Raw genomic sequence first — 25,260 nt, 5'->3', positions numbered from 1 at the left:
CGCCCAATTGTGGCGAAATCTTGTTCACACTTCATTTACCATTGGCGGGTTAGACAGGGGACGCTCCTTCCCGGAGCACATTCCTCTCTGGCGGGTTTTCCCGATCCTCACGAGGGCCGCTTCGGCGGCCCATTTTTTTATGCGTGGCCGCTTCGGCGGCCCTTTTTTCATGTCGTGCTGGACGCGCGCGCAAAAAAGGCTAGCCGTTCGGGCATGACTCAGAGTTTTGCGGTTGTGCTGGTCTCGGGCGGGCTGGATTCGATGGTGTCCGCGGCGCGGGCGCGTGAGGACGGGCATCGCCTGCTGGCGCTTTCGATCGATTACAATCAGCGGCACCATATCGAGCTGGCGGCGGCGCGGCGCATCGCGCACATGCTCAAGGCGGAACGGCATGTCGTGCTGCCGCTCGATCTGCGCGCGTTCGGCGGGTCTGCGCTGACGGCGGAGATCGACGTGCCAAAGGCCGGGGTGGGCGACGATATCCCCGTCACCTATGTCCCCGCGCGCAACACCATCTTCCTCAGCCTCGCGCTGGGCTGGGCCGAGGCTGCGGGCGCGCGCGACCTCTATATCGGCGTCAATGCGCTCGATTATTCGGGCTATCCCGATTGCCGCCCCGAATTCATCGCCGAGTTCGAGAAGCTGGCCGAAGTCGCGACCAAGGCGGGCGTCGAGGGCCAGCCCTTCAAGATCCACGCACCGCTGCAACACATGACCAAGGCCGACATCGTTCGCGAAGCGGCGCGGCTGGGGCTCGACGCGGGGCTCAGCTGGTCGTGCTACGATCCGGCGCCCGGCGGCGTGCATTGCGGGCTGTGCGACAGCTGCCGCTTGCGCTCGAAGGGCTTCGAGGACGCCGGGATCGCCGATCCTACGGTTTACGCGGAACCGGCATGAGCTACGCCGTCAAGGAAATGTTCCTCACGCTGCAGGGCGAGGGGGTGAATGCGGGTGCGCGCGCGGTGTTCGTGCGCTTCGCCGGCTGCAATCTGTGGACCGGCCGCGAACAGGACCGGGCGAAGGCGATCTGCAAATTCTGCGACACCGATTTCGTCGGCACCGACGGCGTTGGCGGGGGCAAGTTCGCCGACGCGGCGGCGCTGGCCGATGCGGTTGCCGGACATTGGGGCGAGGGCGTTGAGGCGCGCTTCGTGGTGCTCACCGGCGGCGAGCCGATGCTGCAGATCGACGATGCGCTGGTCGATGCGCTGCACGCGCGCGGCTTCCGCATCGCGATCGAGACCAACGGCACGCTGCCGGTGCATCCGGGGATCGACTGGGTGTGCGTCAGCCCCAAGGCGGGCAGCGACGTGACGCAGCGGTCGGGCGACGAGCTCAAGCTGGTCTGGCCGCAGGCCGGTACCGATGTCGACGCGCTGGAGGGCTGGGACTTCAGCCACTTCCTCGTCCAGCCGATGGACGATGCCAATGCGCTGGAGAACCAGAATGCGGCGGTGAACTTCGCGCTGGAGCGGCCGAAATGGCGGCTGTCGCTCCAGACGCACAAGCTGCTGGGATTGCGCTGACGCTCGACGCATCGAAGCTCAGCGCAGCGTCCTCAGATAAGCGACGGCACCGGTCCGCACTTCTTGGCCACCCACTGATCCTTCTTCCAGCACTTCACGTTCGCGAAGTCGGGAAGGCGATAGGTGTGGTACAGCGGGCGGGCGTGCTTGCTGTTGAACTGCTGCTCGCCCCACGGCGTCAGGCTGCGGCGCAGTTCGCGCATCCGGTCGTGCGCCAGTTCGCCGAACGAGCCGGGCTTCAGGAACAGCGCGTCATGGCCGATGTCCGACGCGACCGAGCAGAAGGAAAGCTGCGCCGAGACGGTCGAGAAGCCCGAATAGACGCGCGTACCGAAGCGATCGAGCTCGGTCTGGCCGGCCTTCTTGTTGTTTTTCGCGACCCGGACGAAGTATTTTTCCAGCGTCGCGTACGCGCTGGCCAGCTCCTTCGAATGGTCGCGCAGGATCGCGTTGTAATTGTCGAGCGTCAGCAGGGTCGGCTCGAACTGGCATTGCAGCGCCGCCACGTTCAGCGCGGCGCGCAGGTTCCACACCATCGCCGCGCGCAGTTCCTCCGGCGTCGCGCCGGGCAGGGCCGGGCCGACCATGCCGGGTTCGCCGCCGGTGGCGCGCTCGCTGCTCAGGTCAACGGGCTTCATGAAGAATTGCGCGGAAGCCGGCGCCGCGGCCATCAGGCCGGCGCTCATGGCCATTGCAAAAACGATACGCCGAACGAGCATCTTGTCCCTCTCGATCCTTATGTGGCGTGGTTACGGACTTTTTAGGACAGCCCCAAGCCCCTTTTTAAAGTTAACCCGTTCGCACCGGCCCATTTCTGGAACGAAAAGGGCCGCCCGGTTGCCCGGGCGGCCCTCTGCATCATCGCTGTGAAAGCGAGATTACATCGTGTTCGAGGTGGTGGTCTCGACGGTGTTGCTGACCGTGGTCGTGCTCACGTTGGCGGCGTCGACGGTGCCGGTCATGTCGTCGGTGACGTTGACGGTCGAGACTTCCTCGACGGTGTTGTTGACGGTGGCCGTGGTCTCGGTCTTGCCGCAGGCCGTGACGAGCAGGCCGGCGCCGGCGATCATCGAAACCGCAGCGACCTTCGAAAGAATTGCACGCATTGAAAGCTCCCTAGATAATCAGTTTGGCGGCAGAACGCCCTAATACCCAAACCTTAGTGGATATTAGTCGGTTCGGTTCGGGCCCTCAAGGCCAATTTCGTCCAGATCGGCCAAAAATGGCAAAAATGTGGCATTTAAGGCAGAATCAAGGCGAGCTGCGGAGATGTCGAGGCCAAGCGCGGCGGCGCTGGTGACGGGATATTCGGCGATCCCGCACGGCACGATGCCAGTGAAGTGATTCAGGTCCGGATTCAGGTTCACCGCGAAGCCGTGCAGCGTCACCCATTGGCGGATGCGTACGCCGATCGCGCCGATCTTCGCTTCCTGGCCGTGATCCAGCGTCCAGATGCCGATCCGCCCCGGCGCGCGGAACGCCTCGATCCCCAGTTCGCCCAGCGCCGCGATCACCCAGCCTTCGAGCGAATGGACATAGTTGCGCACGTCGCGTTGCCGCTGGCGCAGGTCCATCACGACATAGCCGATTCGCTGGCCCGGCCCGTGATAGGTGTAGCGGCCGCCGCGTCCGGTGCGGTGGACCGGGAAGCGCGGATCGAGCAGCTCGACCGGGTCCGCGCTGGTGCCGGCGGTATAGACCGGCGGGTGCTCCAGCAGCCACACCAGCTCGTCCGCCGCGCCTTCGCGCACCGCTTCGGCGCGCGCCTCCATTTCGGCCAGCGCCACGTCATAGGGTACGCGCTCCGGAGAGACGCGCCATTCGATCCGTTCCGAAGTCGTTGCCATCATTGGCCGATTGCGCGCATGGCCGGATTTTCGCAAGCATTGGCAACAATGTTGCGCGGGGCTACACGCAGGCGGAACAGGGGTGGAGGAAGAAGCGGTCATGGTGAAGATGGGCACCGTCTGGGATCGGACGGCGGAATTTCTGACCGACAATCTGCCCTCGATCGTGCCGATCGCGCTGATCGCGTTCTTCGTACCCTTCTCGGTCATGGGCAGCTTTCAGCCGCTGGTCACCGAGACCACGCCCGGGCTGCGGCTGGTGCTCGAACTCATCATCCTCGCTGCGATCGTCGTGATCACCTGGGGCATGCTGATGCTCACCGCAATGGTGCTCGACGGCGGCGGCGGCGCGGGCAGGATCGCGCTGCGGCGGCTGGGGCCGGCGCTGGCGGTCGCCGTGGCGATATTCCTCGCGATGATGCTGATCTTCGCGCCCATCGTCCTGACGCTGATGGTCAGCGGAGTCGATCTGGCGGCGATCGCGCGCGGTACGCCGGTCGATGTGTCGATGCCGTCCAGCGTCGCCTGGTCGATCGGCATCTATGGCATCCTCGCGGCGCTGGTCTGCATCTGGCTCGGCGCGCGCCTTGCGGTGGTGAACGCTGTGATCGTGCGGGAAAAGGCGATGTTCGGCGCGCTGCTGCGCAGCTGGGCGCTGACCCGCGGCGTCGCGTGGCGGATCGTCGGCGTGATGTTCCTCTATGCGGTGGTGTCCAATGTGGCGGCGCTGGCGGCGCAGCTCGTGTTCGGCACGGTCTTCTCGCTGATCGCCGGCGGCGGGGGCGGTACGCTCAGCCTCGCCAGCGTGCTGACGTCGGTGATCGTCGCGGCGGTGCAGACCGGCTTCACCGTGCTGGCCCCGGTCTTTGCCGCCAAGCTCTATGTCGCCCTTGCCGCGGAGCGCGAGCGCGCCGTGCGATCGTGAAGTTGCGGCTGGTCGAGCTGCTCGAATCGGCAGCGGGATATTGGAAGGCGGATCGCGACCTGCTGCTGCGGATCGCGTGCGTCTTCTATCTGCTGCCATCGTTCGCGCTGAATCTGTTCATGCCCGATCCGGCGGATACCAGTGCGCTGGACGAGGCCGGGCGTCAGGCGGCGATGATCGCCTATTTCGTCGATAACGGCCCGTGGCTGGTCTCGGCCATCGGCGTGCAATTGCTCGGCACCGCAACGCTGCTGGTAATGCTGCTCTCGCCCGAGCGGCCGACCCTTCGCGATGCGATCGGCCGGGCGCTGTGGCTGTGGCCGGTGGTGCTGGCGGGCTGGATCTTCGCCAGCCTGTTGTGCGGCATTGGCTTCTTTCCGCTGATCCTGCCCGGCTTCTACCTCGCCGGGCGAACCTTCCTGACCACCGCGACGATCGTTGCCGAACGCCGCAATCCGCTGTCCGGGCTGATGCAGGGCATTGCCCATACGCGCGGACATGGCTGGATGCTGACGACGACCTATCTCGCGGTGGTGATGGCCAACGCGCTGGCGGCGATGCTGCTCGGCGATCTGGCGCTGGCGGCGAAAAGCCTCTCGCCGGTCGTGGCGGCACCGGTGCTGCTGCTCGCGTCGTTCGTTTCGGCCCTTGCCGCGCTCGCCTCGGCCTTGCTCCAGGTCGCCGCCTATCGCCGTCTGGCGGGATCCAGCACCGGAATGTGAGGCGCCGCCTCGCGCGGCATCAGGCCCGACAGGCGCGGATCGGCGAAGGTCTCCACTTCGCGCCGGTAGGGCACGAAGCCGTGGCGCTGATAGAACCCCAGCGCGCTAGGATGATCCAGCGTGCAGGTATGCACCCACATCCGCTCGACGCCCTTGCGCCAGCCCAGCGCCAGCGCATGGCCCATCAGCCAGCCGCCATTGCCCTTGCCGGTCAGTTCCGCGACCATCCCGAAGAACGAGAGCTCGCACATGCCTTCGGTGCGGAAGTCGAGTTCGAGCATCCCCAGCTCGACGCCTGCGCGGTTGGTCACCGCATAGACTTCGACCCGCTCGTCATCGAGGATCGCGCGCAGCCGCTCCTCGGCCATCACCAGCCGCGAGAACCACATCCACGGCTCCCCCACGCGCCGGAACAGCGTGCGGTACCGCTCGCTGTCCGGCTTCGGCCAGTGGACCAGCCGGAAGGGCGAGGGCGGGGTAGGGCGCGGCACCGGCTTCGCCAGCATCTCCAGGGAGGTGACGATCGTGGCGATCTGGTCGTTGGGGACCGGGTTCAGTCCCATGCGGCCAGCGGGGGCAGGCTCATCAGGATCGCGTCGATATTGCCGCCGGTCTTCAGCCCGAACAGCGTGCCGCGATCATAGACGAGGTTGAATTCGGCATAGCGCCCGCGCCACACCCGCATCTGCTGTACGTCGTCGTCGCTATATTCGGTCGCCATCCGCTCGCGCACGATGCGCGGATAGGTATCGAGGAAGGCGCGGCCGACATCCTGTGTGAAGGCGAAATTCGCGTCCCACGCATCGCCTTCGCTTTCGAGGTGATCGTAGAAGATCCCGCCCACGCCGCGATGCACCTTGCGGTGGGGGATGTAGAAATAGTCGTCGGCCCATTTCTTGAAGCGCGGATAATGCTCCGGATCATGGGCATCGCAGGCGCTCTTCAGAGTCGCATGGAAGTCCGCCGTATCGGCTTCATAGGGAATCGGCGGATTCAGGTCCGCGCCGCCGCCGAACCAGCGCTTGGTGGTGCACAGGAAGCGCGTGTTCATATGCACCGCCGGCACATGCGGATTGGCCATATGCGCGACGAGGCTGATGCCGGTTGCGAAGAATCCGGGATTTTCCGCCGCGCCGTGGATCGTCTTGGCGAATTCGCCTTCCAGCGTGCCCCCCACGGTCGAGACGTTGACGCCGACCTTTTCGAACACGCGGCCCTTCATCACCCCGCGCACCCCGCCGCCGCCGGGCTCGCCCGAGGGATCGGTGCGGTCCCAGCTCAGATAGTCGAAGCTGGCGTCCGATCCGGCTTCGCGCTCGATTCGCTCGAATTCCGCGCAGATCGAATCGCGCAGGCTCTCGAACCAGGTCCGTGCCGCCTGCTGCTGATCGTCCAGGGGTTTCATTCTTGGGGCCATCCATTGGTCTGCCGAAGCGCTTCGGCCAGCCCGATGCCCGCGGAAACGCCAAGGTTCAAGGACCGCAGGCCGGGACGCAGCGGAATCCGCACGCGCAGGTCGGCGCGCTCGTGCACGAAATCGGGCGCGCCCGACCCCTCGGAGCCGAACAGCAGCAAGTCGCCGGGCTGGAATCGCACGACATCCAGCCGTTGCGAGGCGCGGGTGGTGAACAGGGCGATCCGCCCCGTGACGGTAGCGAGGAACGCGTCCCAATCGACATGCCGGGTGATCGCGACATGATCGATATAGTCCATTCCGGCGCGTGCGACCCGGCGGTCGTCCCATGCGAATCCCATCGGCTCGATCAAGTCGACGGCCGCGCCGAGGCACGCCGAAAGGCGCAGGATCGCGCCGACATTGCCCGCAATCTCGGGCTGGTAGAGTGCAATACGCATCGCCGCCCTATAGGCCGCCAGCCTCGTGCGAAAAATGCCGGAAAAATTGCGAGTGATTCGCAACAAGGCGGCTCGCTCTGGCTCGCGTCATGGATGCGTCAAAATGCTGTTGGCAAACGCGCATTCCCGCGTCTATCAGCGCCCCGAGCCACCGGGGGCAACCGGGCGGCTAAGGGCGTGCACGTCACGCCCGTGTCCGATTTTTACCGCGCGTCCGCGCCCAGGGTTCGAAGTGCAAGGGCTGAAGCATGGCAACGCTTGAAGATGGTGTGACCGCTGACCACGATGCTGGTCTCGAGAATCCCCGCCGTCGCGATTATCTCCAGATTGCCGCCGTCTCGTTCGCGGGCGTCGGCGCAGGCATCGCGGTTCTGCCGCTGATCAACCAGATGAGCCCCTCGGCCGACGTGCTCGCGCTGTCGACCACCGAGGTCGATCTGTCGGCGATCGAGCCGGGCCAGGCGATCAAGGCAAGCTTCCGCAAGCAGCCGCTGTTCGTCCGCAACCTCACTCCCAAGGAGATCGAGGAAGCGAACGCGGTTCCGGTTTCGAGCCTGCGCGATCCGCAGACGCTCGCCGAGCGCACCAAGGAAGGCAAGGCCAACTGGCTGATCACGCTGGGCGTGTGCACCCATCTCGGCTGCGTGCCGCTGGGTGCGGGCGAGGGCGAAGCCAAGGGTGACTTCGGCGGCTATTTCTGCCCGTGCCACGGTTCGCATTACGATACCGCCGCGCGCATCCGTAAGGGCCCGGCGCCGCTGAACCTTGCGGTTCCCGATTATGAATTCACGTCCGACACCGTGATCGTGGTGGGTTGAGGAAACAGAGATGAGCTTCCCCTGGGCACGCCATTACGAGCCGAAGAATCCGGTCATGAAGTGGGTGGACGAACGTCTCCCGCTCCCGCGCTTCGTCTATAACGCCGTCGGCGCCGGTTATCCGGTTCCGCGCAACCTCAACTATTTCTGGAACTTCGGCGTTCTCGCCGGCGCGGCGCTCGCAATCCAGATCGTCACGGGCATCGTGCTCGCGATGCACTTCCATTCGAGCGCGAACGAAGCGTTCAACTCGGTGAACATCGGCATCATGCGCGATGTGAACGCGGGCTGGTTCCTCCGCTTCGCCCACGCCAACGGCGCGTCGATGTTCTTCATCGTCGTCTATCTGCACATGTTCCGCGGCCTTTATTACGGTTCGTACAAGGCGCCGCGCGAGATGGTGTGGCTGCTCGGCGTCGTGATCTTCCTGCTGATGATGGCTACCGCCTTCATGGGCTATGTCCTTCCCTGGGGTCAGATGAGCTTCTGGGGCGCGCAGGTCATCACCGGCTTCTTCTCGGCGATCCCGGTCGTCGGCGAAACGATCCGCGTCTGGCTGCTCGGCGGCTATGCGCCGGACGATGCCGCGCTGAACCGCTTCTTCTCGCTCCACTATCTGCTGCCGTTCGTGATCGCGGGCGTCATCATCCTGCACATCTGGGCGCTGCACATTCCCGGTTCGTCGAACCCGACGGGCGTGGAAGTGAAGGGCGAGCAGGACACCGTTCCGTTCCACCCGTATTACACGGCGAAGGACGGCTTCGGACTGGGCGTGTTCATGGTCATCCTGGCCGCGCTGATCTTCTTCGCACCCGACGCGCTGGGCCATCCGGACAATTACATTCCGGCCAACCCGCTCTCGACGCCGGCGCACATCGTTCCGGAATGGTATTTCTGGCCCTTCTACGCGATCCTGCGCGCCTTCACCTCGGACTTCATCATCCCGGCGAAGCTGTGGGGCGTGGTCGCGATGTTCGGCTCGATCCTGATCCTGTTCTTCCTGCCCTGGCTCGACAAGTCGCCGGTGCGCTCGGCGAACTATCGCCCAATGTACAAGATCGCCTTCTGGGTGCTGGTCGTCGACGTGCTGATCCTGGGCTATTGCGGTGGCGCAGCGGCAACGCCGGGCTTCATCATCACCAGCCAGATCTGCGCTGCTTATTATTTCGCGCACTTCCTGATCATCGTGCCGATCATCTCGCGCCTCGAGCGGCCGAAGCCCCTGCCGGGCTCGATCACCGAAGCCGTGCTCGGCAAGAGCGCGTAAAGGGGAATTTGAGACATGCTTCCGCTTTTCGTTCGCGCTATCAAGTTCCTCGTCGGGGGCGCCTTTGTGGGCGTCCTGGCCTGGTCGCTGCTGTGGACCGTCGTCGGCCTCTGGACCGAACCGGCCCAGCCGACCGCCGAGCACGAGTTCCACAAGCATCCGGAAAAGGTGCACTTCGCCTCGGACGGCGTCTTCGGCAAGTTCGACAAGGCCCAGCTGCAGCGCGGCTACAAGGTCTATGAAGAAGTCTGCGCCGCCTGCCACTCGCTGAGCTCGGTTTCGTTCCGCGAACTCGGCGCGCTGGGCTTCAACGAAGCGCAGGTGAAGAACCTCGCCAAGAAGTTCGACGACAAGGCCAAGCAGCCGACCTACAACCCGGTGACCGGCGATCGCGGCGAACGCGGCAACCTGCCGTCCGACCGCTTCCCCCACATCCCCTATGCGGGTGCGGGCACGCCGCCGGATCTCTCGCTGATCACCAAGGCGCGTCACAATGGCGGTGCGTATGTCTATTCGCTGCTGACCGGCTATGTGAATCAGACGGGCTACAAGAACGAGAAGGGCGAGGAACTGCTCAAGGCATTCCCCTCGGCCAAGACTCCGGACGGGCTGTTCTTCAACCCGTACTTCCCGAACCTGAACCTCTCGATGCCGGCGCCGCTGACCACCGATGGTCAGGTCACCTATGACGACGGCAAGCCGGCAACGGTAAAGCAGATGGCGGAAGACGTTTCGGCCTTCCTCATCTGGACCGCCGAACCGCATATGCAGACCCGCAAGACCGTGGGTTGGGCCGTGGTGATCTTCCTGCTGCTGACCACGATCCTCGCCTACGGCGCGTATCGAAGCGTCTGGGCAGGCGTGAAGCACTGATAGGGTAAAGAACCCCGCGGAGGCCCCGGCCTCCGCGGGGTTTCTCTTTGAGCGGGAGACAGCCGATGCCGAATGACGACATTCGCGCGCGTATCCGCACCATCCCCGATTTCCCCAAGCCGGGGATCATGTTCCGCGACATCACGACGTTGCTCCTCGACGCCGAGGGGCTGGCGCTGACGATCGACCGCATGGCGCAGGGCGTCGAGGGGCCGGTCGATCTGGTCGCGGGGATCGAAGCGCGCGGCTTCCTCTTCGCCTCGGCACTGGCGATCAAACTCGGGGCAGGGGTCCTGCTGATCCGCAAGGACGGCAAGCTGCCCGGCGCGACCATCGCCGAGGATTACGCGCTGGAATATGGCACCGATCGCATCGCCATCCATGCCGACGCCCTCGCGCCCGGCGCACGCGTCCTGCTGGTGGACGATCTGATCGCCACCGGCGGCACCGCCCGCGCGGCGGTCCGGCTGCTGCACAAGGCGGGGGCGGAGGTGGTCCAGGCAGGCTTCGTGGTCGATCTGCCCGAACTGGGCGGTGCGCATGCCCTGCGCGGCGATGGCATCGCGGTGAACGCATTGGTGGCGTTCGACGGGCATTGAGTCCCATCAATTCCCCTCCCTTTCAGGGAGGGGAGCAACATGCGCTACTGCCCCGTCTCGCGGTACCGTTTGATCCGCGCGTCGATGTCGTTGAACACCGGCCGTCCCTCCGGCGCGATGCCGTTGCAGGCCAGTTCCAGCTCGAATGCGCTGTTGGGGTCCTCGGCGGTGATGTTCTGCCACGGCTGGTCCGGGCGCGGGATCACCTTGAGCAGGCCATTGTCCAGCCCGCGCGCGCCGATCAGCGTGGGGCGCATCGCCACCTTCTCGCACTCATATTCCATCACCGTGTCGAGCCGGGCGACTTCCAGCCCCTCGATCGTGCGGACCTTCGCCAGCATCGTCACGCGGGTCATCGTCGCGGTGCTGCCCTCGCGCTTGATCGTGCCCGCGGCGGCGAAGCTATAGCCATTCTCGTTGCCGCCGGTGTTGTAGAACGGGCCACCAACAGGGGGACTATAATCCTGCGCAAGGGCAGGGGAGGCCAGCATCACGCAGGCGAGTGCGGCGGGAACGATGATACGCATCCGGAAACTCCTTCGGGCTCTATCCAACCGCGAAGCCCGTTTCCGGTCAATGACATGCGATAATGGCCGGAGTCGGGCCGCCAGTATCAGGCCGGACGCCGCCCCATCAGCGCGCGCGCGGTGAAGCGCATCACCGGCTCGTCATTCTGGTTGAACACGGTCGTCTGGTTCAGGAAACTGCCCATGTCGGGCCGGCTGCTCGACGCGCGCTTCTCCAGCACTTCGGTCTCGACGCGCAGCACGTCGCCCGGGAAGACCGGCTTGAGCCAGCGCAGTTCGTCCACCCCCGCAGCGCCCAGACCTGCCGACGGGTTGGCCTTCATATTCTCGACCACCATCGCCATCGTCATCGAGCAAGTGTGCCAGCCGCTTGCCGCCAGCCGCCCGAAATGGGTCTTCGCTGCGGCTTCGTCCGACAAGTGGAACGGTTGCGGATCATATTTCTCCGCGAACGCGAGCACTTCCTCGCGGGTGACTTCGTAACGGCCGAAGCTCGTCTTGGTCCCGACGTCGATGTCTTCGAAATACAGCATGATGTCCGTTTCGTATGGAAACTGACTTTTGGCAAGTGCGTTGCGCGCGGTTTTGCGCGATACTCGCGCGATGAAGCGCATTCTCGTGGCAGCGATGGCGTTGGTGTCCGGGTGCAGCCCCGCGGCAGACAAGCAGGTGGCGCAGACCCCGTCATCGCCCTGCGATGTCGCCGCGGCCTATCTCGACGCGATGCTGCTCGAATCGCGGAACACCAAATTCATTTTCGCCAACGACGAGGAACAGGTGGGCACCCTGTCCGTGAACGGCGAATGGTATGGGGAAGGGACCAACCAGCGGGTGCCCGGACCCGATCCGGCGCGCTTCACGGCGGCGGCCAGCAAGCTCAGCTCAGTGGGCGCATGCCCGGCCGTCCGCCAGAAGCTCGACCGCTACGGAGTCGCTTATGGCGAGAAGGCCGTGGCTGCGGCGATTGCAGACACCGGCGATGGCGAAGGATATCGCGCCACCATCCTCAACTTCTCGCTCCCGCTGATCAGCCGCGACGGCACCGAAGCCATCGTCGCCACCAGCAGCGTCAGCGCGCCGGAAGGCGGAGCCGGCTCGCTGCGCCACCTGAAGCGCCGCTCCGACGGCCGCTGGGAAGCGGTCAGCGAATCCGGCCTGTGGATTTCCTGAGCCCCCTTAGCGGCCGGTCAGCACGTCCCGGAACACCGCGTCGGTCCCGTCCTTGCCGCTCACCTGCGACAGGCCCAGCAGTCGGCGCAGCAGCGGATAGACGTCGACATTGTCGAACGCGGGGATCGTCGCCGCGCGGAACGCCGGACCATTGGCAATGAACAATGCCGCCATCTCGGGCGCGAAATTGTCGAAGCCATGATTGCCGCCGCTATACTGGCTGGTCGGCGCGCGCTCCTTGATCTCCCAGCCGGTCTCGGCGAGGCACAGGATCGGCGGGATGCGCGGATTCCTGCCGTAGTGGAAGCGCTCGGGGATCTCGCCCTTGCGCCAGCATTCCATATGCGCGTGCTTGCCCAGGAACGCCTTCTCCACCACGGCTTCCTGCCCGGGAAGGGCCTCCAGCGTGGCATAGGGGCCGTTTTCGACCACGCGATAGCTGCCCTGCGCCAGCACCGCGTCCAGCGCCACGATCCGCGTCGTGCTGGTGGCGGCCATGCCGTGATCGGCGACGATCACGATATTGGCCGGCTGACCCATCTCGGCGAGCCCGTCGACCAGCTGGCCGATCCGCTTGTCGACTTCGGCCACGGCTTGCGTGGTCCGCTTGTCGTCGGGGCCGAAGCTGTGGCCGGCGGTGTCGACCGTGTCGAAATAGGTGGTGATGAAGGTCGGCCGGATCGCGGCGGGGCGGCGCACCCAGTCGAGCACGCCCAGCACGCGCGCTTCCTCGGTGATTACCTGGTTGAACTGCGCCCAGTCGCTGGGCCGCGAGCCGCCCTTGATCTCATAGGGCCATTTGCTGGCCTTCTCCCCGCCCACCGCGACGTTCGATCCCGGCCAGAACATCGTGCCGGTGCGGATGCCCGCTTTCTCGGCATCGACCCAGATCGGCGTCGCTTCGTTCCACCAGAAGGGATCGTCGCTCGACATGGTGAAGACCTCGTCGGGCCGCGCCTTGTCCTCCATCTTGTTGGCGACAATGCCGTTGCGGTCGGGGCGCAGGCCGGTGACGATCGTCCAGTGATTGGGGAAGGTCTTGGACGGGAAACTCGGCCGCATCGGCCCGGTCACGCCCCCGGCCGCCAGCCGCGACAGGTTCGGCGTCACGCCGCGATTGAGATAGTCGGGCTTGAACCCGTCTATCGACACCAGAATCGTGATCGGCGCGCGCTGCTCGGCAGGAATGCCTTCGTACGTAGTCACTGTCGTGAACGGTACGACCCGTCCGACCGTAGTCGGCGTGGTCGAGCAGGCGGTGAGCAAAGCGGCAAGTGCCGCGGCGGCGAGCTTCGTTGTCCAGCGCATCGCCGACGAATGCCAGCTTTACGTTACAGCTTCCAGTCGTCTGTCGCGATGCGCGCGAACGCCCCGGATCAGCTATGCAGGAAGTGCATCACGTCGCCGTCATGCACGACATAGGCCTTGCCCTCGGCGCGCAGCTTGCCGGCTTCGCGGGCCTTGGATTCCCCGCCCAGCGCGACGAAATCATCGTACGCGATCGTCTCGGCGCGGATGAAGCCCTTCTCGAAGTCGCTGTGGATCTCGCCCGCTGCGTTTGGGGCGGTCGCGCCCTGATGCACGGTCCAGGCACGCGCTTCCTTGGGGCCGACGGTGAAGAAGGTCAGCAGATTGAGCAGCTTGTATCCGGCGCGGATCACGCGGGCGAGGCCGGTTTCCTCAAGGCCCAGCTCGGCGAGGAAGTCGCCGCGCTCCTCCAGCGGCATCGTCGCGATGTCCGCTTCGATCGCGGCCGAGACCACCACGGCTTCGGCGCCCTCGGCCTTGGCCTTGGCGAAGACCTTGGCCGACAGCTCGTTGCCGTTCGCCGCGTCTTCCTCGTTGACGTTGCACACGTACAGCACGGGCTTGCCGGTCAGCAGCTGCGCCTGGGCGAACACGCGGGCTTCCTCGTCGTCCTTCGGCTCGGTCAGTCGCGCGGGCTTGCCGTCGCGCAGCAGCTCCAGCGCCTGACCCAGCACGCTTGCGCCGATCTTCGATTCCTTGTCGCCCTGCTGGCCCTTCTTGATCAGGTTCGGCACGCGCTTCTCGAGGCTTTCGAGATCGGCGAGCATCAGTTCGGTCTCGACCGTCTCGGCGTCGGCGATGGGATCGACCTTGTTGTCGACATGCTGGATGTCGTCATTCTCGAAACAGCGCAGCACATGGACGATCGCGTCCACTTCGCGGATATTGCCGAGGAACTGGTTGCCCAGACCTTCGCCCTTGCTCGCGCCGCGGACGAGGCCGGCGATGTCGACAAAGCCCAGCTGGGTCGCGATGATCTTCTGCGAACCCGCGATCTTCGCCAGCGTGTCCAGCCGCGCATCGGGCACCGCGACGTTGCCGACATTCGGCTCGATCGTGCAGAACGGATAGTTCGCCGCCTGCGCCGCAGCGGTCTCGGTCAGCGCGTTGAAGAGCGTGGACTTGCCGACGTTCGGAAGCCCGACGATGCCGCAGCGGAAACCCATGAGAAAATGCCTGTTCTAGAAAATCCGGAAGAAGCGCGCCCGATAGAGGCTTCGCGCCCGGATTGCTAGGCGCAGCTATTAAGTCATTGTGCTCCGGCGACGGCCGGAACGCTGGCCGCACCTGCTCCGATCGCCACGGCGCCGGCCTTCGCCGGAGCACATCTCTCGGAACAGATCAGGCGTACGAACGCTTCCGCACCGTCACCGTCTCACGCCCGCGCGAGAACATCAGCCCGGCGGTGGCGAGGATGAAGCCGATCAGCGCATGATTGGTCAGTTGCGGCAGCACTTCGACGATCCCCAGCGCGCCATGCGCCCTGGCCAGATACCAGGAAAGCGGCGCGGCGATGTGGCCCAGATAGGGGATCGCTTCCAGCCCGGGCAGCCAGTCGGGCGCCGAGACGAACGCGGCGGCCAGCGCGGCGAAGCCGAGCACCATCTTCCATGCGCCGCTGGCCCCTTCGTCCTCGTCGCCCGCGACGCTCAGCGCCACCAGCAGAACGAACAGGAACAGCAACGGCATCACCGCGCGCAGCGCCACCAGATTGTCGAGAAAGGCGGGGTCCTGGAAATTGCCGAGCGCGAAGAAGAGCGGGATCGATCCGGCGATCATGATCAGGCCGAACGGAAAGGCGAAGGCGAACATGCCCGCGGTCAGCGCCCGCGCCGCGATCGCGACGGCCAGCGGGATCAGCACGATCGCCAGCACCACCCAGAGCCCGTACAGCTCCAGCGCGGTGCCCAACCGGGTGCACGCGCCGCTGGTGGCGCCGCAGCCCGAATTGCCGATCACCGCCTGGAACAGGAAGGGCGCGAAGACGATCAGTCCGGCAAGCATCGCGAAAAGGCCCAGCCAGCGCCGGATGAAAATCTCGGCGCTCATGCGCCCCGCTCTGCTTCGGTAATCATAAACCCGGTCCCCAGCCCAATGACAGAATAGATTCAATCACTTGCATTGTGGTTGCAGGGAAGGGTTAACGCGGCGTCGTTGACACTTTGCCGGGCCGTGGCAAAGTCCCCGGCGCAATCAGGGGGAGGAATTCATGGTCAGGACTATCGCGCTCGCTTCGGGCCTGCTGCTCGCGCTCGGCGTGGCGGCCTGTTCCGATCCCGCCGCCAAGGCCAAGGCCGACGCGGATGCCCGCGCGGCAAAGGTGGCCAAGGCCGAACAGCGCGAGACCGCGGCGAAGGTCGCCCGCAACGTGAAGTGCCTCAGCGCGCTGCGATGGCAGTCGGCGGCGCTCGGCAGCGCGGGCATCGGGCCGGTCAAGCTCTACACCGATCATTATCGCGACGAACTGGCCAAGGTGATCGGCGACACGACCATCGCCGCCGATCCGCCCGCGCCCGCGCTGAACAAGGCCAGCGTCGATGCCTATCTCGACTGGGCCTATCCCGAGGATGTGAAGACGCTGTTCACTGCCGGCAAGGACGCCGATGGCGATGGCACGGTTTCGGGCAAGGAACGCAGCGCGCAGGGCTTCTCCACCGTGCTGGCCTGCATCCAGTTCGTCGCCGAAATGGGCAAGGGGCCGCTGGCGGGCAAGGACAAGGTGGGCCGGATGTACCGCATCCAGGATCTGCGGACCAGGCTGCGCGACAAGGACGCCTGATCGCGCGGAGCCTGTCGGCGGCGTCCGGCGTTATCGTCCCTCATGCTTTTCGCGGCGGGTCGAAGGGCGGAATTCCACCGCTTCTTCATGACTCGACGCGGCTCGTTCATCCAAGGTACAGGGGGCAGAGGCCTTTCCAGTGCCAGAGTTTCCTAAGGAGCAGGGTTTTATGATTCGCCGTTCGTTTGTGATGGGTGCTGCTGCGTTGTCGATGGCGCTCTCGGGTTGCGGTGGCAGCGATTCGCCCAGCCCGACTCCGTCGCCCACGCCTAGCCCGACGCCCAGCCCGACGCCGACGCCGATTTCGTACGGCTCGTTCCCGGTAACGGCAGCGCTCGAAGTGGCTTCGGTCACCGCCTATACCAGCTACACCGGCGATCTGGCCGCGGGCCCCGTCACGCTCGGCGCCGCCGGCACCGAAGGCCTGTCGGATCGCGTTCGCCTGACGCTCCAGGCCGATCCGGCCGCGACCACCGCCGGCGCTCCGCTGGTCGTGCGCGAAAGCACCGAGGAAACCCGCTTCGTCGCGGCCGATCTCACCACGCCGCCGGCGACCGGGGTGATCGAATATGTGTTCCGCAACGTGACTGCCGCGACGCCGGGCAAGTACAGCCAGCTCGAGCTGCAGAACAACACGATCAAGGACAAGGTCACCACCGATACCGGGCTGAACCAGTCGCGCGTCAGCTACGCCAACTGGGTCCGCGCCGACAGCCTGACCGGCCAGACGCGCATCAGCACCTCGGTGTTCGGTTACTACACGCTGGCCGGCGACGTGCCGACCACCGGCACCGCGACCTATTCGGCGCGCATCGGCGGCAAGATCGTCCGCGTCGGCGCAGGCGGCACCGGCACGCTCGCTCCGCTGCGCGGCACGGTGACGATCACCGTCAACTTCGCGACGGGTCAGGTCACCGCGACGCTGAACACCACGGTCGTGGTCGGCGGCGTCGAGACCGCGTACGGCACTTTCACCGGCACCGGCGCGATCCCGGTCGGCGCTCAGTCGTTCAGCGGCAGCTTCGGCCCGACCAGCCCGATCCCCGGCACCTTCCAGGGCCGTTTCTACGGCTCGCAGGGTGAGCAGATCGGCATCAGCTTCGCCGGTCTCGGCACGGTTGCCGGCACCGACACCCGCGTCGTTGGCGCGATCGTCGGCAAGAAGAACTGATTTCGTCCCCTCCATTCCGGAGGGTACGGACAGCGGAAGGGTCCGGGGCGCAAGCCTCGGGCCCTTTCTCTTTGTGGGTTAGCCTTGCCGCCGGTCTTGCCCGGGGCGGCATCGGACCCCTCCACCCCGCCATGCGTTGATCCGCGATGAAGACCATCCCGGTCCCGTCCGTCCTCGATCGCCTGTCATCGCGGCTTCTCGCTGCCGACGGCATGGATTTCAGCCAGCCGCGTGGCGAACCGGCGATCGTCTCGCCCGATTCCGTCTCGTGGCGTATCTTCCGCAATCCGGTCAGCATGTATGTCGGCGGGATCGCGGCTGTGCTGCTCGAACTCGGTGAACCGCGCGTGCGTCACGGCGTATGGGATCACAGCAGCTTCCAGCGCGATCCGGGCGCGCGGATGCGGCGCACCGGCATGGCTGCGATGATGACCGTCTATGGTCCGCGCAGCGAGTTCGAGGCGATGGCCGCGCGCGTCCGGCGGATGCACGGCCATGTCACCGGCATCACGCCCGATGGCATACCCTATCGGGCGAACGATCCCGAGCTTCTGCTTTGGGTTCAGGTCACTGCGGCATGGTCGTTCCTCGCCGCTTATCAGGCCTGGGTTGGCCCGGTCAGCGCCGCCGATCGCAACCTCTATTATGCCGAGGGTGCGGCAGGCGCCGCCTTGTACGGGGTCGAAGACCCGCCACTCACCGAAGCCGCGGTCGATGCGATCTTCGCCGATATGGCACCCAGGCTGGGGCCGTCGCCGATCCTCGACGAACTGCTCGGCATCCTCGCCACCGCGCCGATACTGCCGCGCCCGATGCGTCCGCTGCAGGGGCTGGTAGCTCGCGCCGCGGTCGATCTGCTGCCTCCGGCTTTGCAGGACCGGATCGGCATCGCCGGTCACGGCAAGCTGCGCGGATATGAACGCAAGCTGCTTGCGCTGGTCGCGCGCGGGGCCGAGCGCGTCCACCTGCCCTCCAGCCCCTCCGCGCAGGCGGCGGTGCGGATGGGCCTGCCCTCGGATCATGTCGCCCGCCGCCCCGGCGAGCGCGGGCTGGGTTTCGGTCCGGCCTGAACTTGCCCTTCCCCAGCGAAGGCGAAAAGGGCAGGGGAACCGGCGTTCCCGCCTCAGTCCCGCTGAAGCCGCGTCGCCACGTCGCTCATGAACCGCGCGTCATTGCCCTCGGCCAGCCACGAGGCCTCGGCCGCGATCGCGCCCAGCATGTCGCTCAGATCCTCGATTTCGGCCTTGGCGTAGTTGCCCAGCACGTAACCGGTCACCCGGTCCTTGTGCCCCGGATGACCGATCCCCAGCCGCACGCGGCGGAAGTCCGGGCCCAGATGCTGGTCGGTCGACCGCAGCCCGTTATGCCCCGCGGTGCCGCCGCCGGTCTTCACCTTCACCTTGAACGGCGCGAGGTCGAGTTCGTCGTGGAACACGGTCACGTCGGCGGGCGTCAGCTTGTAGAAGTCCATCGCTGCGCGGATCGAACGTCCGCTCTCGTTCATGAAGGTCGCGGGCTTGAGCAGGATCAGCTTGTGCGATCCGATCCGCCCTTCCTGCGTCCAGCCCTGGAACTGCTTCTTGGGCGGGGTGAAGTCATGCACCTCGGCAATGGCGTCGAGCACCATGAAGCCGACATTGTGCCGGTGCATCGCATATTGGGGTCCGGGATTCCCGAGACCGACCCAGAGCTGCATCTGCTGTCCTTGTGTTGCGGCACCGGCCCGCTCCCCCACCCGGACTCCCATCCAGCATATTCTGTGGGAGGCCGGGTGGGGGAGCGGGCCGGTGCCGGTTCAGCGTAGCTGAACAAGCATCAAACGAAAATCGCCCCCGCACCTGGGGCGCGGAGGCGATTTTTTGAACCGTGAAGTTCGAAGCGATTACTCGCCTTCGCCCTCGGCTGCTTCGGTCTGGGTCGTGTCGCCTTCGCTCGACTTGAGCGCCGACGGGGCAACCACGGTCGCGATGGTGAAATCGCGGTCGGTGATCGCCGAGGTCACGCCCTTGGGCAGGGTCACGGCCGAGATGTGGATCGAATCGCCGACTTCCACGCCCTTGAGCGAGATGGTGATGTCGTCGGGGATCTTCGCCGCGTCGCAAACCAGTTCGAGTTCGTGACGAACGATGTTCAGAACGCCGCCGCGCTTGATGCCCGGTGCTTCTTCTTCATCGGTGAAGATGATCGGAACGTTGACGTGCACGGTGCTGTGCTCGCCGATGCGCAGGAAATCGACATGGATCGGGCGATCGGTGACGACGTCGAAAGCGACGTCCTTCGGCAGCGTGCGCTCGCCGTTGATCATCACGACCGAATTGAAGAAATGGCCGGTCATCAGCAGTTTGGTCAGTTCGCGCTCGTTGACGGAAATGCCAACGGGGTCCTTCTTCTGGCCATAGATGACGGCGGGGACGCGGCCTTCACGACGCAGCGCCCGGGAGGCTCCCTTGCCAGCCCGGTCGCGCGTCTCGGCCGACAGCGTAAGCGTGTCGCTCATGTGTCGATTCCTAATGCGCTAAAGTTTCAGTTCTCATGCTTCGGCAAGCCTCCAGGGATGACCCTGCCGGAACAAGCGCGCGCCAATAGCGGAAAGGGGTGGGAAGGGCAAGCCGGGGAAGCGGCGCGACCCGATGGCGCCGCCGCGTGACATCCTTCGGCCAGACGATAACATCGCCGCAAGGGGGATGCGATGAGTCGGCCGATCTCACGACCGTGGATGTGGGCAGCGCTTGCGATGCTTTCGGCCGTGGCGCTGGGGCTGGGCTTCGTCCTGTTCGGTGCGCTGGACAAGGAAGTCGCGCTATGGGCGCGGATCTTCCTCGTCGCGATCGTGATCGTCGCGCTGGGCGCGGCATGGGTGACGCGTCCGGAGAGCGACGGCGAAGCCGATCGCCCGGCGCATTGGCTGCGCCAGCCGCGCTTCATCGGCTTCGTCCTGCTCGCGCTGCTTTCCACGTTCAGCGTCGCGGTCGACATCCTCTCGCAGCTCTCGCCCCGGACCGTCGTGGAGGACAAGCCCAAGCTGATCCAGGAAACGGCGCAGCAGACGCTGGAGACGGCGCAGCGATCGGAACGCAAGCTCGACGCGCTGGCGCGTCCGGGTGAAACGGACACCGGCAAGTCGCGGGAGAAATATGTCGGCCTGTGGGGCCGCGACGATTGCACGGTCGTCTTCCGGCTCGACATTGCGGGCGACGCGCTCACGCTGACCGGCGTGAAGCAGCCGGCGGGGACCGAGCCCTATCGCCTCGACGCGACCATCGTCGGCGACACGCCCAACAGCATCGCGACCAAGGGCGAGACGGGCAAGGCGCGCGGCGCGGCGGGATCGTTCGAATTCGTCTCGAACGGCAGGATCGAGCGATTGCGCTGGTTCGACGACAAATCGGGTCCCGATCCGACCATTCTCGAGAATTGCGACGCATAGGAGGCTTGCGAATGCCAGGTTCGTTCGTCGTCCGCGGGATCGCCTTGGTGCTCGCCATCGCGCTGATGACGCTGGCGTCGCCGGGGCACGCGCAGCAGCGGCCCGGATGGCTGCGCTCCTATCCCGCGGCGGATGTCCAGCGGCTGGAAGGGCGGATCGATTTTCTGTCCCGGCGCGATCGGGTGTCCCGCAACTCGCTGATGACGATCGCCCGCTCGGTCGGCCTGTCCGGTTCGGCGCGTACGCTCGACAATATCATCGTCGCCATCGACGATCTGTCGAAACAGGCCGGCGCGCTGCGGACGCGTATCGAGACGCTCGAAAAGGAAGTGCTGGCCGCGAAGCAGGAGCCTGCCCGCGATCTGGCGCTCGAAGCGCTCGGCCGCGCGCTCAAGGCGATCGACGCCGGCGATTTCGATCTGGCGAACCGCGAATTCCTGACGGTGGAGAATTTGCGCTGGTCGCAATCGGAGATCGGGCTGAAGGCTTGGTCCGAGGCGGTCGACGCGCGGATCAATCTGGCCCGGTTGCAATACCGGTTCGACGACGCGACCGCGCTTGCGATCCGCAAGGGGCAGAGTGCGGCGCGTCAGCAGGCGCAGCTGGGCGACATCGAATGGGATGCCTATGCGAATGCCGGTTACAGTCAGGTGCTCAAGGCGTCCGCCACTGGCGATATCCGCGCGCTATACGAGGCGGATCGTATCTTCGACGTCGATCTGGGCCGATTGCTCCGGAGCCATTCGACGGCGGGCAGGGTCTATCAGCGCAATCTGCTGCGTGGGGAAGTCAAAGGCAACATCGCGCACCGGACGGGCTCGATCGCAGTCTATGAGGAATCGAACGGCTTGCTCCGCCTGGCGCTGGATTACAGCGTGGCCGAGAAATGCTCGGAATGCTTTTCGCGCGTCTATTCGCACCTGCTCAGCAATGTCTCCTCGATGATCTACATCTCGCGGGATGTGCGCCACGTCGAGATCATCCGGCCCTTCATCGCCAACGACAATCTGCTGCTGACCACGCTCCCTCACTATGAGCTGGTGAGCCTGAACTATTCCTATTCCAGCCTGTTTTCGATGATCGCCGAGATCCGCCGCGATGCGGGCGCGTTCGACAAGGCGATATTCTATGCCCAGCGCAGCATGGACCAGGCTGCGACCGCATCGGACGACTGGAGCCGGGACTCGTTCATTCTGAGCAAATTCCAGATTGCCGACATTTACCGCCAGCGCGGCGAATATCTCAACGATCCCGCCTATTCGGCGAAAGCGCGCGATGCGCTTCTGGAGCTTCTGCCCCAATACCGGCGGCTGGGGCGAAAGCGTGAGGAGGGAATGGTTCAGAAGCGGCTGGGCGCCGTCTATTATATCATCGCCGTCCGCGGGAACGATTGCGGCGCCTTGCGCGCCTCCATCGCCGCGGTCGGGGAAGCGATGCGGCTCATGTCGCAGGCGGACGATCCGCAGGAATATTCCGGCCTGTTCACCATGCAAAAACGCAATCAGGGCCTGCTCCCGCGCCTCTGCGGGACGCCCTAGGCCGGATCTTCCGCCAGCAGCGCGTCCATCTTGTCGAGGCTCTGGCTCCAGCCTTCCTTCATGCCGCTCAGCGCGAAGCGGAGATCCTCGCTCACCTGCTTCACCACGGTCGTCATCTTCAGCAGCGTGGTTCCGCCGGGCGCATCCTCGAAGATCAGCGTGCTCTCATGCTCGATTCCCCAGCTGCCATCGTCTCCGCGAAACCCGCGCAGGGTGAACACCAGCCGCTCGGGCGGCGAAACCTCGCAATATTCGCCTTCGATCGCATTCACCCCGCCATCGGGCGCGCGCATATGGAGCAGGATCGCGCCGCCGGGCCGCGCATCTGCTTCGGCAACCGGCGTGTCGAAGCCGTGCGGCCCCCACCATTTCGCCAGATGCCCGGCCTTGGTGAAACAATCGAACACCAGCGCGCGCGGCGCGGCGAATTCGCGCTCCAGCGTCATCGTAAAGCCGACGCCCGGTTCCTGACTGGTCATTTGCTGTCTCCGTTGTTGAGGTTGCCCAGATAGGCGTCGAGATCGTCGAATTTGGCCTCCCAGAAGCGCTGATATTCGGCCAGCCACGCCGTCGCGGCCTTCAGGGTCTCAACTTCCAGCTTCGCGGGACGCTGCTGGCCGATCCGCCCGCGCGAAATCAGGCCCGCGCCTTCCAGCACCTTGAGGTGCTTGGTCACCGCCGGGCCGCTCATCGCGAACGGCTTCGCCAACTCGCCCACCGAAGCCTCGCCCTGCGCCAGCCGGGCAAGAATCGCGCGCCGCGTCGGATCGGCAAGCGCGCCGAAAGTGGCGCTGAGCGGGTCGGTGGCGATCATATCTAACTCACTAGTTATATAACTAAGTGGTTATATACGAGTCGGCCCGATGTCAATCCGCCCAACCTTTGCCACCCTTGGAGAACGGTTCAGTAGCGGACCCGGTCGACGCGATAGCCTCGCCGGGCCAGCTCGCCCTGAAGCCCCGCGCTGCCCGCCAAATGCCCCGCGCCCACCGCGACGAACACCGTGCCCGGCCGCTTCATCCGCGCATCGATCAGCGCCGCCCATCGCTTGTTGCGCTTCACCAGCAGCGCCTGGGCCAGCTCGGGCGAGCCCAGCAGATCGCGGTTAATCCGCCCGGCAAGCACGTCGACATCGCCCTTCGCCCAGGCTGCGACGATCCGGTCCAGCGTCGCGCCCCCGCTGCCCACGCCGTCGATCGCCTGCTCCAGCAGCACTTGCTGCGCGGCGGGGGAGAGGGTGTCGAAAATGCCGAACTGCTCGCGCGCGGTCTCCAGGCCCGACACGCGCTTGCCCGAAGCCGCCGCCTTGGTCAGCACGGTCTCCACCCCATAGGCGCTGTCATAGCCCGCCGTGCGGCCGGGCATCACCGCAAGCTGGATCGCGGCCATCCACGGCTCGTACTGGTCGAGCATGTCCGGCTTCTGCCCGGCCACGACCAGCGCCGTCCGCAGCCGCGCATAGAGTTCGGGGGGCACCTGCTGCGACAAAGTCTTGCCCGGCGGCAGCGTCCCCAGTTCGCGCAGCATCGCCGCGATCTCGGCTTCGGGGGGCAGTACCAGCTCGAGCATCAGCTCGCCGCTCCGGTCGAACGCGGCCTTCACGCCTTCGTCGAACCAGCCGGTACCGGGCTTCAGCGCATGGACGCTGCCGAACAGATAGATCGTCGTATCCGCGTCGCGGATCACCCACAGCGCGGGATCGGCGTCCTGCACCGGCGCAGTCGCCGGCTTGCACGACAGGAGCGCGAGCGGCGCCAGCAGCAACAGGAACAGGCGGTACATGAAACTCGCCTTACTGCACCCGCTCGACCTTCACACCGCGTTTCTGGAGAAGGTCGATCACCGATTCCGGCCCCACGAAATGTCCCGCGCCCGCCGCGAACAGGATCGTGCCCGGCTTCTTCTTCAACCGCCCGATCAGATCCTCCACCCATGCGATGTTGCGCTGGGTCAGCAGCGGATCGGCCATCGCCTGCGAAGGATCGAGCTGTTCGGGAAAGATGCGCAGCGGCGAATCCGGCCCTACATCGCCCTGCGCCCAGGCATGGGCCGGACGGTCCAGCTCGTCATGCGTCCGGTCGGGCGCGGCCAGCGCGCCTTCCAGCATCATCCGCTGCGCCCGCTCGGGGATCGCGTTGATATTGGCCATCACCGACTTGCTGTTCTCGATCGCCTCGACCGGGCGGCCGGTGGCGCGGAAATGCTTCTCCAGCCAGTCGTCGGCGCCCTGCGACTGGATGTCGCCCATCAGCATGTCGCGGATATAGCCGATGCCGATCGCCGCGATCCAGCTGGGCATCTTGTCCATGATCGCCACCGTTTCGGGCGGCAATTCGCCCTGCAGCGCCGCCAGCTTGCCGCGATAGCGGTGCGACACGCGGTCGAGCAGCGGGGGCAGGGTGGCGTCGCCCTCCGGCAGCCCTTCGAGGAAGGTCACATCGTCATCCTCGTCGGTCGATTCGAGCAGCAGCGAGTCCGCGCGCACGATCACCGCTTCCAGCCCCGGATTGCGCCAGCGGAAGCCTGGCGGCAGGCTGTGGACCGTGCCGAAGATATAGATGGTCGTGTCGCTGTCCGAGATTTTCCAGATTGCCGGCCGCACCACATAATTCTGCGCCTTCGCGATCCGCGCCATCTCGGCGCGCACGGCGCGGTCCTGCTTCTCCTCGCTTTCCGGACGGACCAGCTTTCCGGCCAGCGTCAGCCGCTCGTCATGGCTGAACGCGGTATAGGGCAGGGTGGGGACGGCGGGCGCATCCTGCGCCACGCCTGCGGTGGAAACCAGAAACAGCCCGGCCAGCGCCCAGCAGACGCTCCAGTTACGACCCCCCGGACGACCGATTCTCCCCATGCGGGAAGGAGACATTAACCTTTTGGGAGTGTCAACGCGCCCGATTGACCCTCAAAGG

31 protein-coding genes are annotated in these 25,260 nt (G+C 65.6%); 14 read left to right on the top strand and 17 right to left on the bottom strand.

What is annotated here, in order from left to right; all coding sequences use genetic code 11:
- Positions 1–213: 213 nt before the first annotated feature.
- Positions 214–897 carry a 7-cyano-7-deazaguanine synthase QueC gene (queC, locus tag HHL13_RS09995; RefSeq protein WP_169555524.1) on the top strand — a complete coding sequence of 228 codons (684 nt, stop codon included), beginning with the start codon at positions 214–216 and terminating at the stop codon, positions 895–897.
- Positions 894–1,526 carry a 7-carboxy-7-deazaguanine synthase gene (gene queE, locus HHL13_RS09990; protein WP_169555523.1) on the top strand — a complete coding sequence of 211 codons (633 nt, stop codon included), beginning with the start codon at positions 894–896 and terminating at the stop codon, positions 1,524–1,526. The genes queC and queE overlap by 4 nt, the downstream gene beginning before the upstream one ends.
- A 32-nt stretch (positions 1,527–1,558) precedes the next feature.
- On the opposite strand, the gene HHL13_RS09985 is transcribed toward queE, so the two are convergent.
- From HHL13_RS09985 to lipB, 3 genes are all read right to left on the bottom strand, one after another.
- The gene (locus tag HHL13_RS09985) at positions 1,559–2,212 is read right to left on the bottom strand and encodes a hypothetical protein (RefSeq protein ID WP_240953675.1); all 654 of its coding nucleotides are present in this window, start codon (positions 2,210–2,212) and stop codon (positions 1,559–1,561) included.
- 192 nt (positions 2,213–2,404) lie between these two features.
- Positions 2,405–2,632, bottom strand: coding sequence for a hypothetical protein (locus HHL13_RS09980; protein ID WP_169555521.1), 228 nt, complete (start codon positions 2,630–2,632; stop codon positions 2,405–2,407).
- 63 nt (positions 2,633–2,695) lie between these two features.
- Positions 2,696–3,373: a lipoyl(octanoyl) transferase LipB gene (lipB, locus tag HHL13_RS09975; RefSeq protein ID WP_169555520.1), complete on the bottom strand. Its 678-nt coding sequence runs from the start codon at positions 3,371–3,373 to the stop codon at positions 2,696–2,698.
- Positions 3,374–3,455: 82 nt separating this feature from the next.
- Between lipB and HHL13_RS09970 the strand changes: the two genes are divergently transcribed.
- Both HHL13_RS09970 and HHL13_RS09965 read left to right on the top strand, forming a co-directional pair.
- A complete protein-coding gene (locus HHL13_RS09970; protein ID WP_169555519.1) occupies positions 3,456–4,298 on the top strand; it encodes a hypothetical protein in 843 nt (280 codons plus the stop codon).
- Positions 4,295–5,020, top strand: a complete 726-nt coding sequence (locus HHL13_RS09965; RefSeq protein ID WP_169555518.1) for a hypothetical protein — start codon at positions 4,295–4,297, stop codon at positions 5,018–5,020. The genes HHL13_RS09970 and HHL13_RS09965 overlap by 4 nt, the downstream gene beginning before the upstream one ends.
- On the opposite strand, the gene HHL13_RS09960 is transcribed toward HHL13_RS09965, so the two are convergent.
- Genes HHL13_RS09960 through HHL13_RS09950 form a run of 3 tightly spaced genes read right to left on the bottom strand, consistent with a single transcriptional unit; the run spans position 4,984 to position 6,874 of the window.
- On the bottom strand, positions 4,984–5,583 hold the full coding sequence (locus HHL13_RS09960) for a GNAT family N-acetyltransferase (protein WP_169555517.1): 600 nt from the start codon (positions 5,581–5,583) through the stop codon (positions 4,984–4,986). The genes HHL13_RS09965 and HHL13_RS09960 overlap by 37 nt on opposite strands.
- Positions 5,574–6,425, bottom strand: coding sequence for an oxygen-dependent coproporphyrinogen oxidase (gene hemF / locus HHL13_RS09955; protein WP_169555516.1), 852 nt, complete (start codon positions 6,423–6,425; stop codon positions 5,574–5,576). The genes HHL13_RS09960 and hemF overlap by 10 nt, the downstream gene beginning before the upstream one ends.
- Positions 6,422–6,874 carry a tRNA (cytidine(34)-2'-O)-methyltransferase gene (locus tag HHL13_RS09950; RefSeq protein ID WP_169555515.1) on the bottom strand — a complete coding sequence of 151 codons (453 nt, stop codon included), beginning with the start codon at positions 6,872–6,874 and terminating at the stop codon, positions 6,422–6,424. The genes hemF and HHL13_RS09950 overlap by 4 nt, the downstream gene beginning before the upstream one ends.
- Positions 6,875–7,122: 248 nt before the next feature.
- On the opposite strand from HHL13_RS09950, the gene petA reads away from it, so the two are divergent.
- The 4 genes from petA to HHL13_RS09930 all read left to right on the top strand — a co-directional run bounded on the left by petA (position 7,123) and on the right by HHL13_RS09930 (position 10,431).
- On the top strand, positions 7,123–7,692 hold the full coding sequence (petA, locus tag HHL13_RS09945) for a ubiquinol-cytochrome c reductase iron-sulfur subunit (RefSeq protein WP_169555514.1): 570 nt from the start codon (positions 7,123–7,125) through the stop codon (positions 7,690–7,692).
- A gap of 10 nt (positions 7,693–7,702) precedes the next feature.
- A complete protein-coding gene (locus HHL13_RS09940; protein ID WP_169555513.1) occupies positions 7,703–8,959 on the top strand; it encodes a cytochrome b/b6 in 1,257 nt (418 codons plus the stop codon).
- A 15-nt stretch (positions 8,960–8,974) separates the two neighbouring features.
- Positions 8,975–9,832 (top strand): cytochrome c1, encoded by an 858-nt coding sequence (locus HHL13_RS09935; protein ID WP_169555512.1) that lies wholly within the window; start codon positions 8,975–8,977, stop codon positions 9,830–9,832.
- A 65-nt stretch (positions 9,833–9,897) separates the two neighbouring features.
- Positions 9,898–10,431: an adenine phosphoribosyltransferase gene (locus HHL13_RS09930; protein ID WP_169555511.1), complete on the top strand. Its 534-nt coding sequence runs from the start codon at positions 9,898–9,900 to the stop codon at positions 10,429–10,431.
- 44 nt (positions 10,432–10,475) lie between these two features.
- Here HHL13_RS09930 and HHL13_RS09925 read toward each other — a convergent pair whose 3' ends face one another.
- Entirely contained in the window at positions 10,476–10,958 is a 483-nt protein-coding gene (locus HHL13_RS09925; protein WP_169555510.1) for a hypothetical protein, read from the bottom strand.
- Between the two features lie 86 nt (positions 10,959–11,044).
- Entirely contained in the window at positions 11,045–11,491 is a 447-nt protein-coding gene (locus HHL13_RS09920) for a MaoC family dehydratase (protein WP_169555509.1), read from the bottom strand.
- A gap of 70 nt (positions 11,492–11,561) precedes the next feature.
- Between HHL13_RS09920 and HHL13_RS09915 the strand changes: the two genes are divergently transcribed.
- On the top strand, positions 11,562–12,128 hold the full coding sequence (locus HHL13_RS09915) for a hypothetical protein (protein WP_169555508.1): 567 nt from the start codon (positions 11,562–11,564) through the stop codon (positions 12,126–12,128).
- Between the two features lie 6 nt (positions 12,129–12,134).
- On the opposite strand, the gene HHL13_RS09910 is transcribed toward HHL13_RS09915, so the two are convergent.
- The 3 genes from HHL13_RS09910 to HHL13_RS09900 all read right to left on the bottom strand — a co-directional run bounded on the left by HHL13_RS09910 (position 12,135) and on the right by HHL13_RS09900 (position 15,485).
- Positions 12,135–13,436, bottom strand: coding sequence for an ectonucleotide pyrophosphatase/phosphodiesterase (locus HHL13_RS09910; protein WP_169555507.1), 1,302 nt, complete (start codon positions 13,434–13,436; stop codon positions 12,135–12,137).
- Positions 13,437–13,504: 68 nt separating this feature from the next.
- Complete coding sequence (gene ychF, locus HHL13_RS09905) at positions 13,505–14,602, bottom strand: redox-regulated ATPase YchF (RefSeq protein WP_169555506.1); 1,098 nt, start codon at positions 14,600–14,602, stop codon at positions 13,505–13,507.
- Between the two features lie 175 nt (positions 14,603–14,777).
- Entirely contained in the window at positions 14,778–15,485 is a 708-nt protein-coding gene (locus tag HHL13_RS09900) for a hypothetical protein (RefSeq protein WP_169555505.1), read from the bottom strand.
- A gap of 160 nt (positions 15,486–15,645) precedes the next feature.
- On the opposite strand from HHL13_RS09900, the gene HHL13_RS09895 reads away from it, so the two are divergent.
- The 3 genes from HHL13_RS09895 (at position 15,646) to HHL13_RS09885 (ending at position 18,456) form a co-directional block, all read left to right on the top strand.
- Positions 15,646–16,215 carry a hypothetical protein gene (locus HHL13_RS09895; protein ID WP_169555504.1) on the top strand — a complete coding sequence of 190 codons (570 nt, stop codon included), beginning with the start codon at positions 15,646–15,648 and terminating at the stop codon, positions 16,213–16,215.
- A 169-nt stretch (positions 16,216–16,384) separates the two neighbouring features.
- The gene (locus tag HHL13_RS09890) at positions 16,385–17,386 is read left to right on the top strand and encodes a transferrin-binding protein-like solute binding protein (RefSeq protein WP_169555503.1); all 1,002 of its coding nucleotides are present in this window, start codon (positions 16,385–16,387) and stop codon (positions 17,384–17,386) included.
- Positions 17,387–17,532: 146 nt separating this feature from the next.
- Entirely contained in the window at positions 17,533–18,456 is a 924-nt protein-coding gene (locus HHL13_RS09885; RefSeq protein ID WP_169555502.1) for an oxygenase MpaB family protein, read from the top strand.
- Between the two features lie 53 nt (positions 18,457–18,509).
- Here the strand turns inward: HHL13_RS09885 and pth are convergent, their stop codons facing one another.
- Both pth and HHL13_RS09875 read right to left on the bottom strand, forming a co-directional pair.
- Positions 18,510–19,082: an aminoacyl-tRNA hydrolase gene (pth, locus tag HHL13_RS09880; protein ID WP_169555501.1), complete on the bottom strand. Its 573-nt coding sequence runs from the start codon at positions 19,080–19,082 to the stop codon at positions 18,510–18,512.
- Between the two features lie 186 nt (positions 19,083–19,268).
- Positions 19,269–19,883 carry a 50S ribosomal protein L25/general stress protein Ctc gene (locus HHL13_RS09875; RefSeq protein ID WP_169555500.1) on the bottom strand — a complete coding sequence of 205 codons (615 nt, stop codon included), beginning with the start codon at positions 19,881–19,883 and terminating at the stop codon, positions 19,269–19,271.
- A 192-nt stretch (positions 19,884–20,075) separates the two neighbouring features.
- Here HHL13_RS09875 and HHL13_RS09870 point away from each other — a divergent pair, with 192 nt between their 5' ends.
- Both HHL13_RS09870 and HHL13_RS09865 read left to right on the top strand, forming a co-directional pair.
- Positions 20,076–20,813, top strand: coding sequence for a hypothetical protein (locus tag HHL13_RS09870; RefSeq protein WP_169555499.1), 738 nt, complete (start codon positions 20,076–20,078; stop codon positions 20,811–20,813).
- Between the two features lie 11 nt (positions 20,814–20,824).
- Positions 20,825–22,351, top strand: coding sequence for a hypothetical protein (locus HHL13_RS09865; protein ID WP_169555498.1), 1,527 nt, complete (start codon positions 20,825–20,827; stop codon positions 22,349–22,351).
- Here HHL13_RS09865 and HHL13_RS09860 read toward each other — a convergent pair.
- From HHL13_RS09860 to HHL13_RS09845, 4 genes are all read right to left on the bottom strand, one after another.
- Positions 22,348–22,830 carry an SRPBCC domain-containing protein gene (locus HHL13_RS09860; protein WP_169555497.1) on the bottom strand — a complete coding sequence of 161 codons (483 nt, stop codon included), beginning with the start codon at positions 22,828–22,830 and terminating at the stop codon, positions 22,348–22,350. The two genes, HHL13_RS09865 and HHL13_RS09860, sit on opposite strands and share 4 nt — an antisense overlap.
- A complete protein-coding gene (locus HHL13_RS09855) occupies positions 22,827–23,165 on the bottom strand; it encodes a metalloregulator ArsR/SmtB family transcription factor (protein ID WP_169555496.1) in 339 nt (112 codons plus the stop codon). The genes HHL13_RS09860 and HHL13_RS09855 overlap by 4 nt, the downstream gene beginning before the upstream one ends.
- Positions 23,166–23,254: 89 nt before the next feature.
- A complete protein-coding gene (locus HHL13_RS09850; RefSeq protein WP_169555495.1) occupies positions 23,255–24,133 on the bottom strand; it encodes a TraB/GumN family protein in 879 nt (292 codons plus the stop codon).
- 10 nt (positions 24,134–24,143) lie between these two features.
- The gene (locus HHL13_RS09845) at positions 24,144–25,202 is read right to left on the bottom strand and encodes a TraB/GumN family protein (protein WP_169555494.1); all 1,059 of its coding nucleotides are present in this window, start codon (positions 25,200–25,202) and stop codon (positions 24,144–24,146) included.
- Between the last annotated feature and the right edge of the window lie 58 nt (positions 25,203–25,260).

Source organism: Sphingomonas sp. G-3-2-10, from assembly GCF_012927115.1.
Lineage (GTDB): Bacteria > Pseudomonadota > Alphaproteobacteria > Sphingomonadales > Sphingomonadaceae > Sphingomonas.
This window is presented reverse-complemented; position numbering and strand designations above follow the sequence as displayed.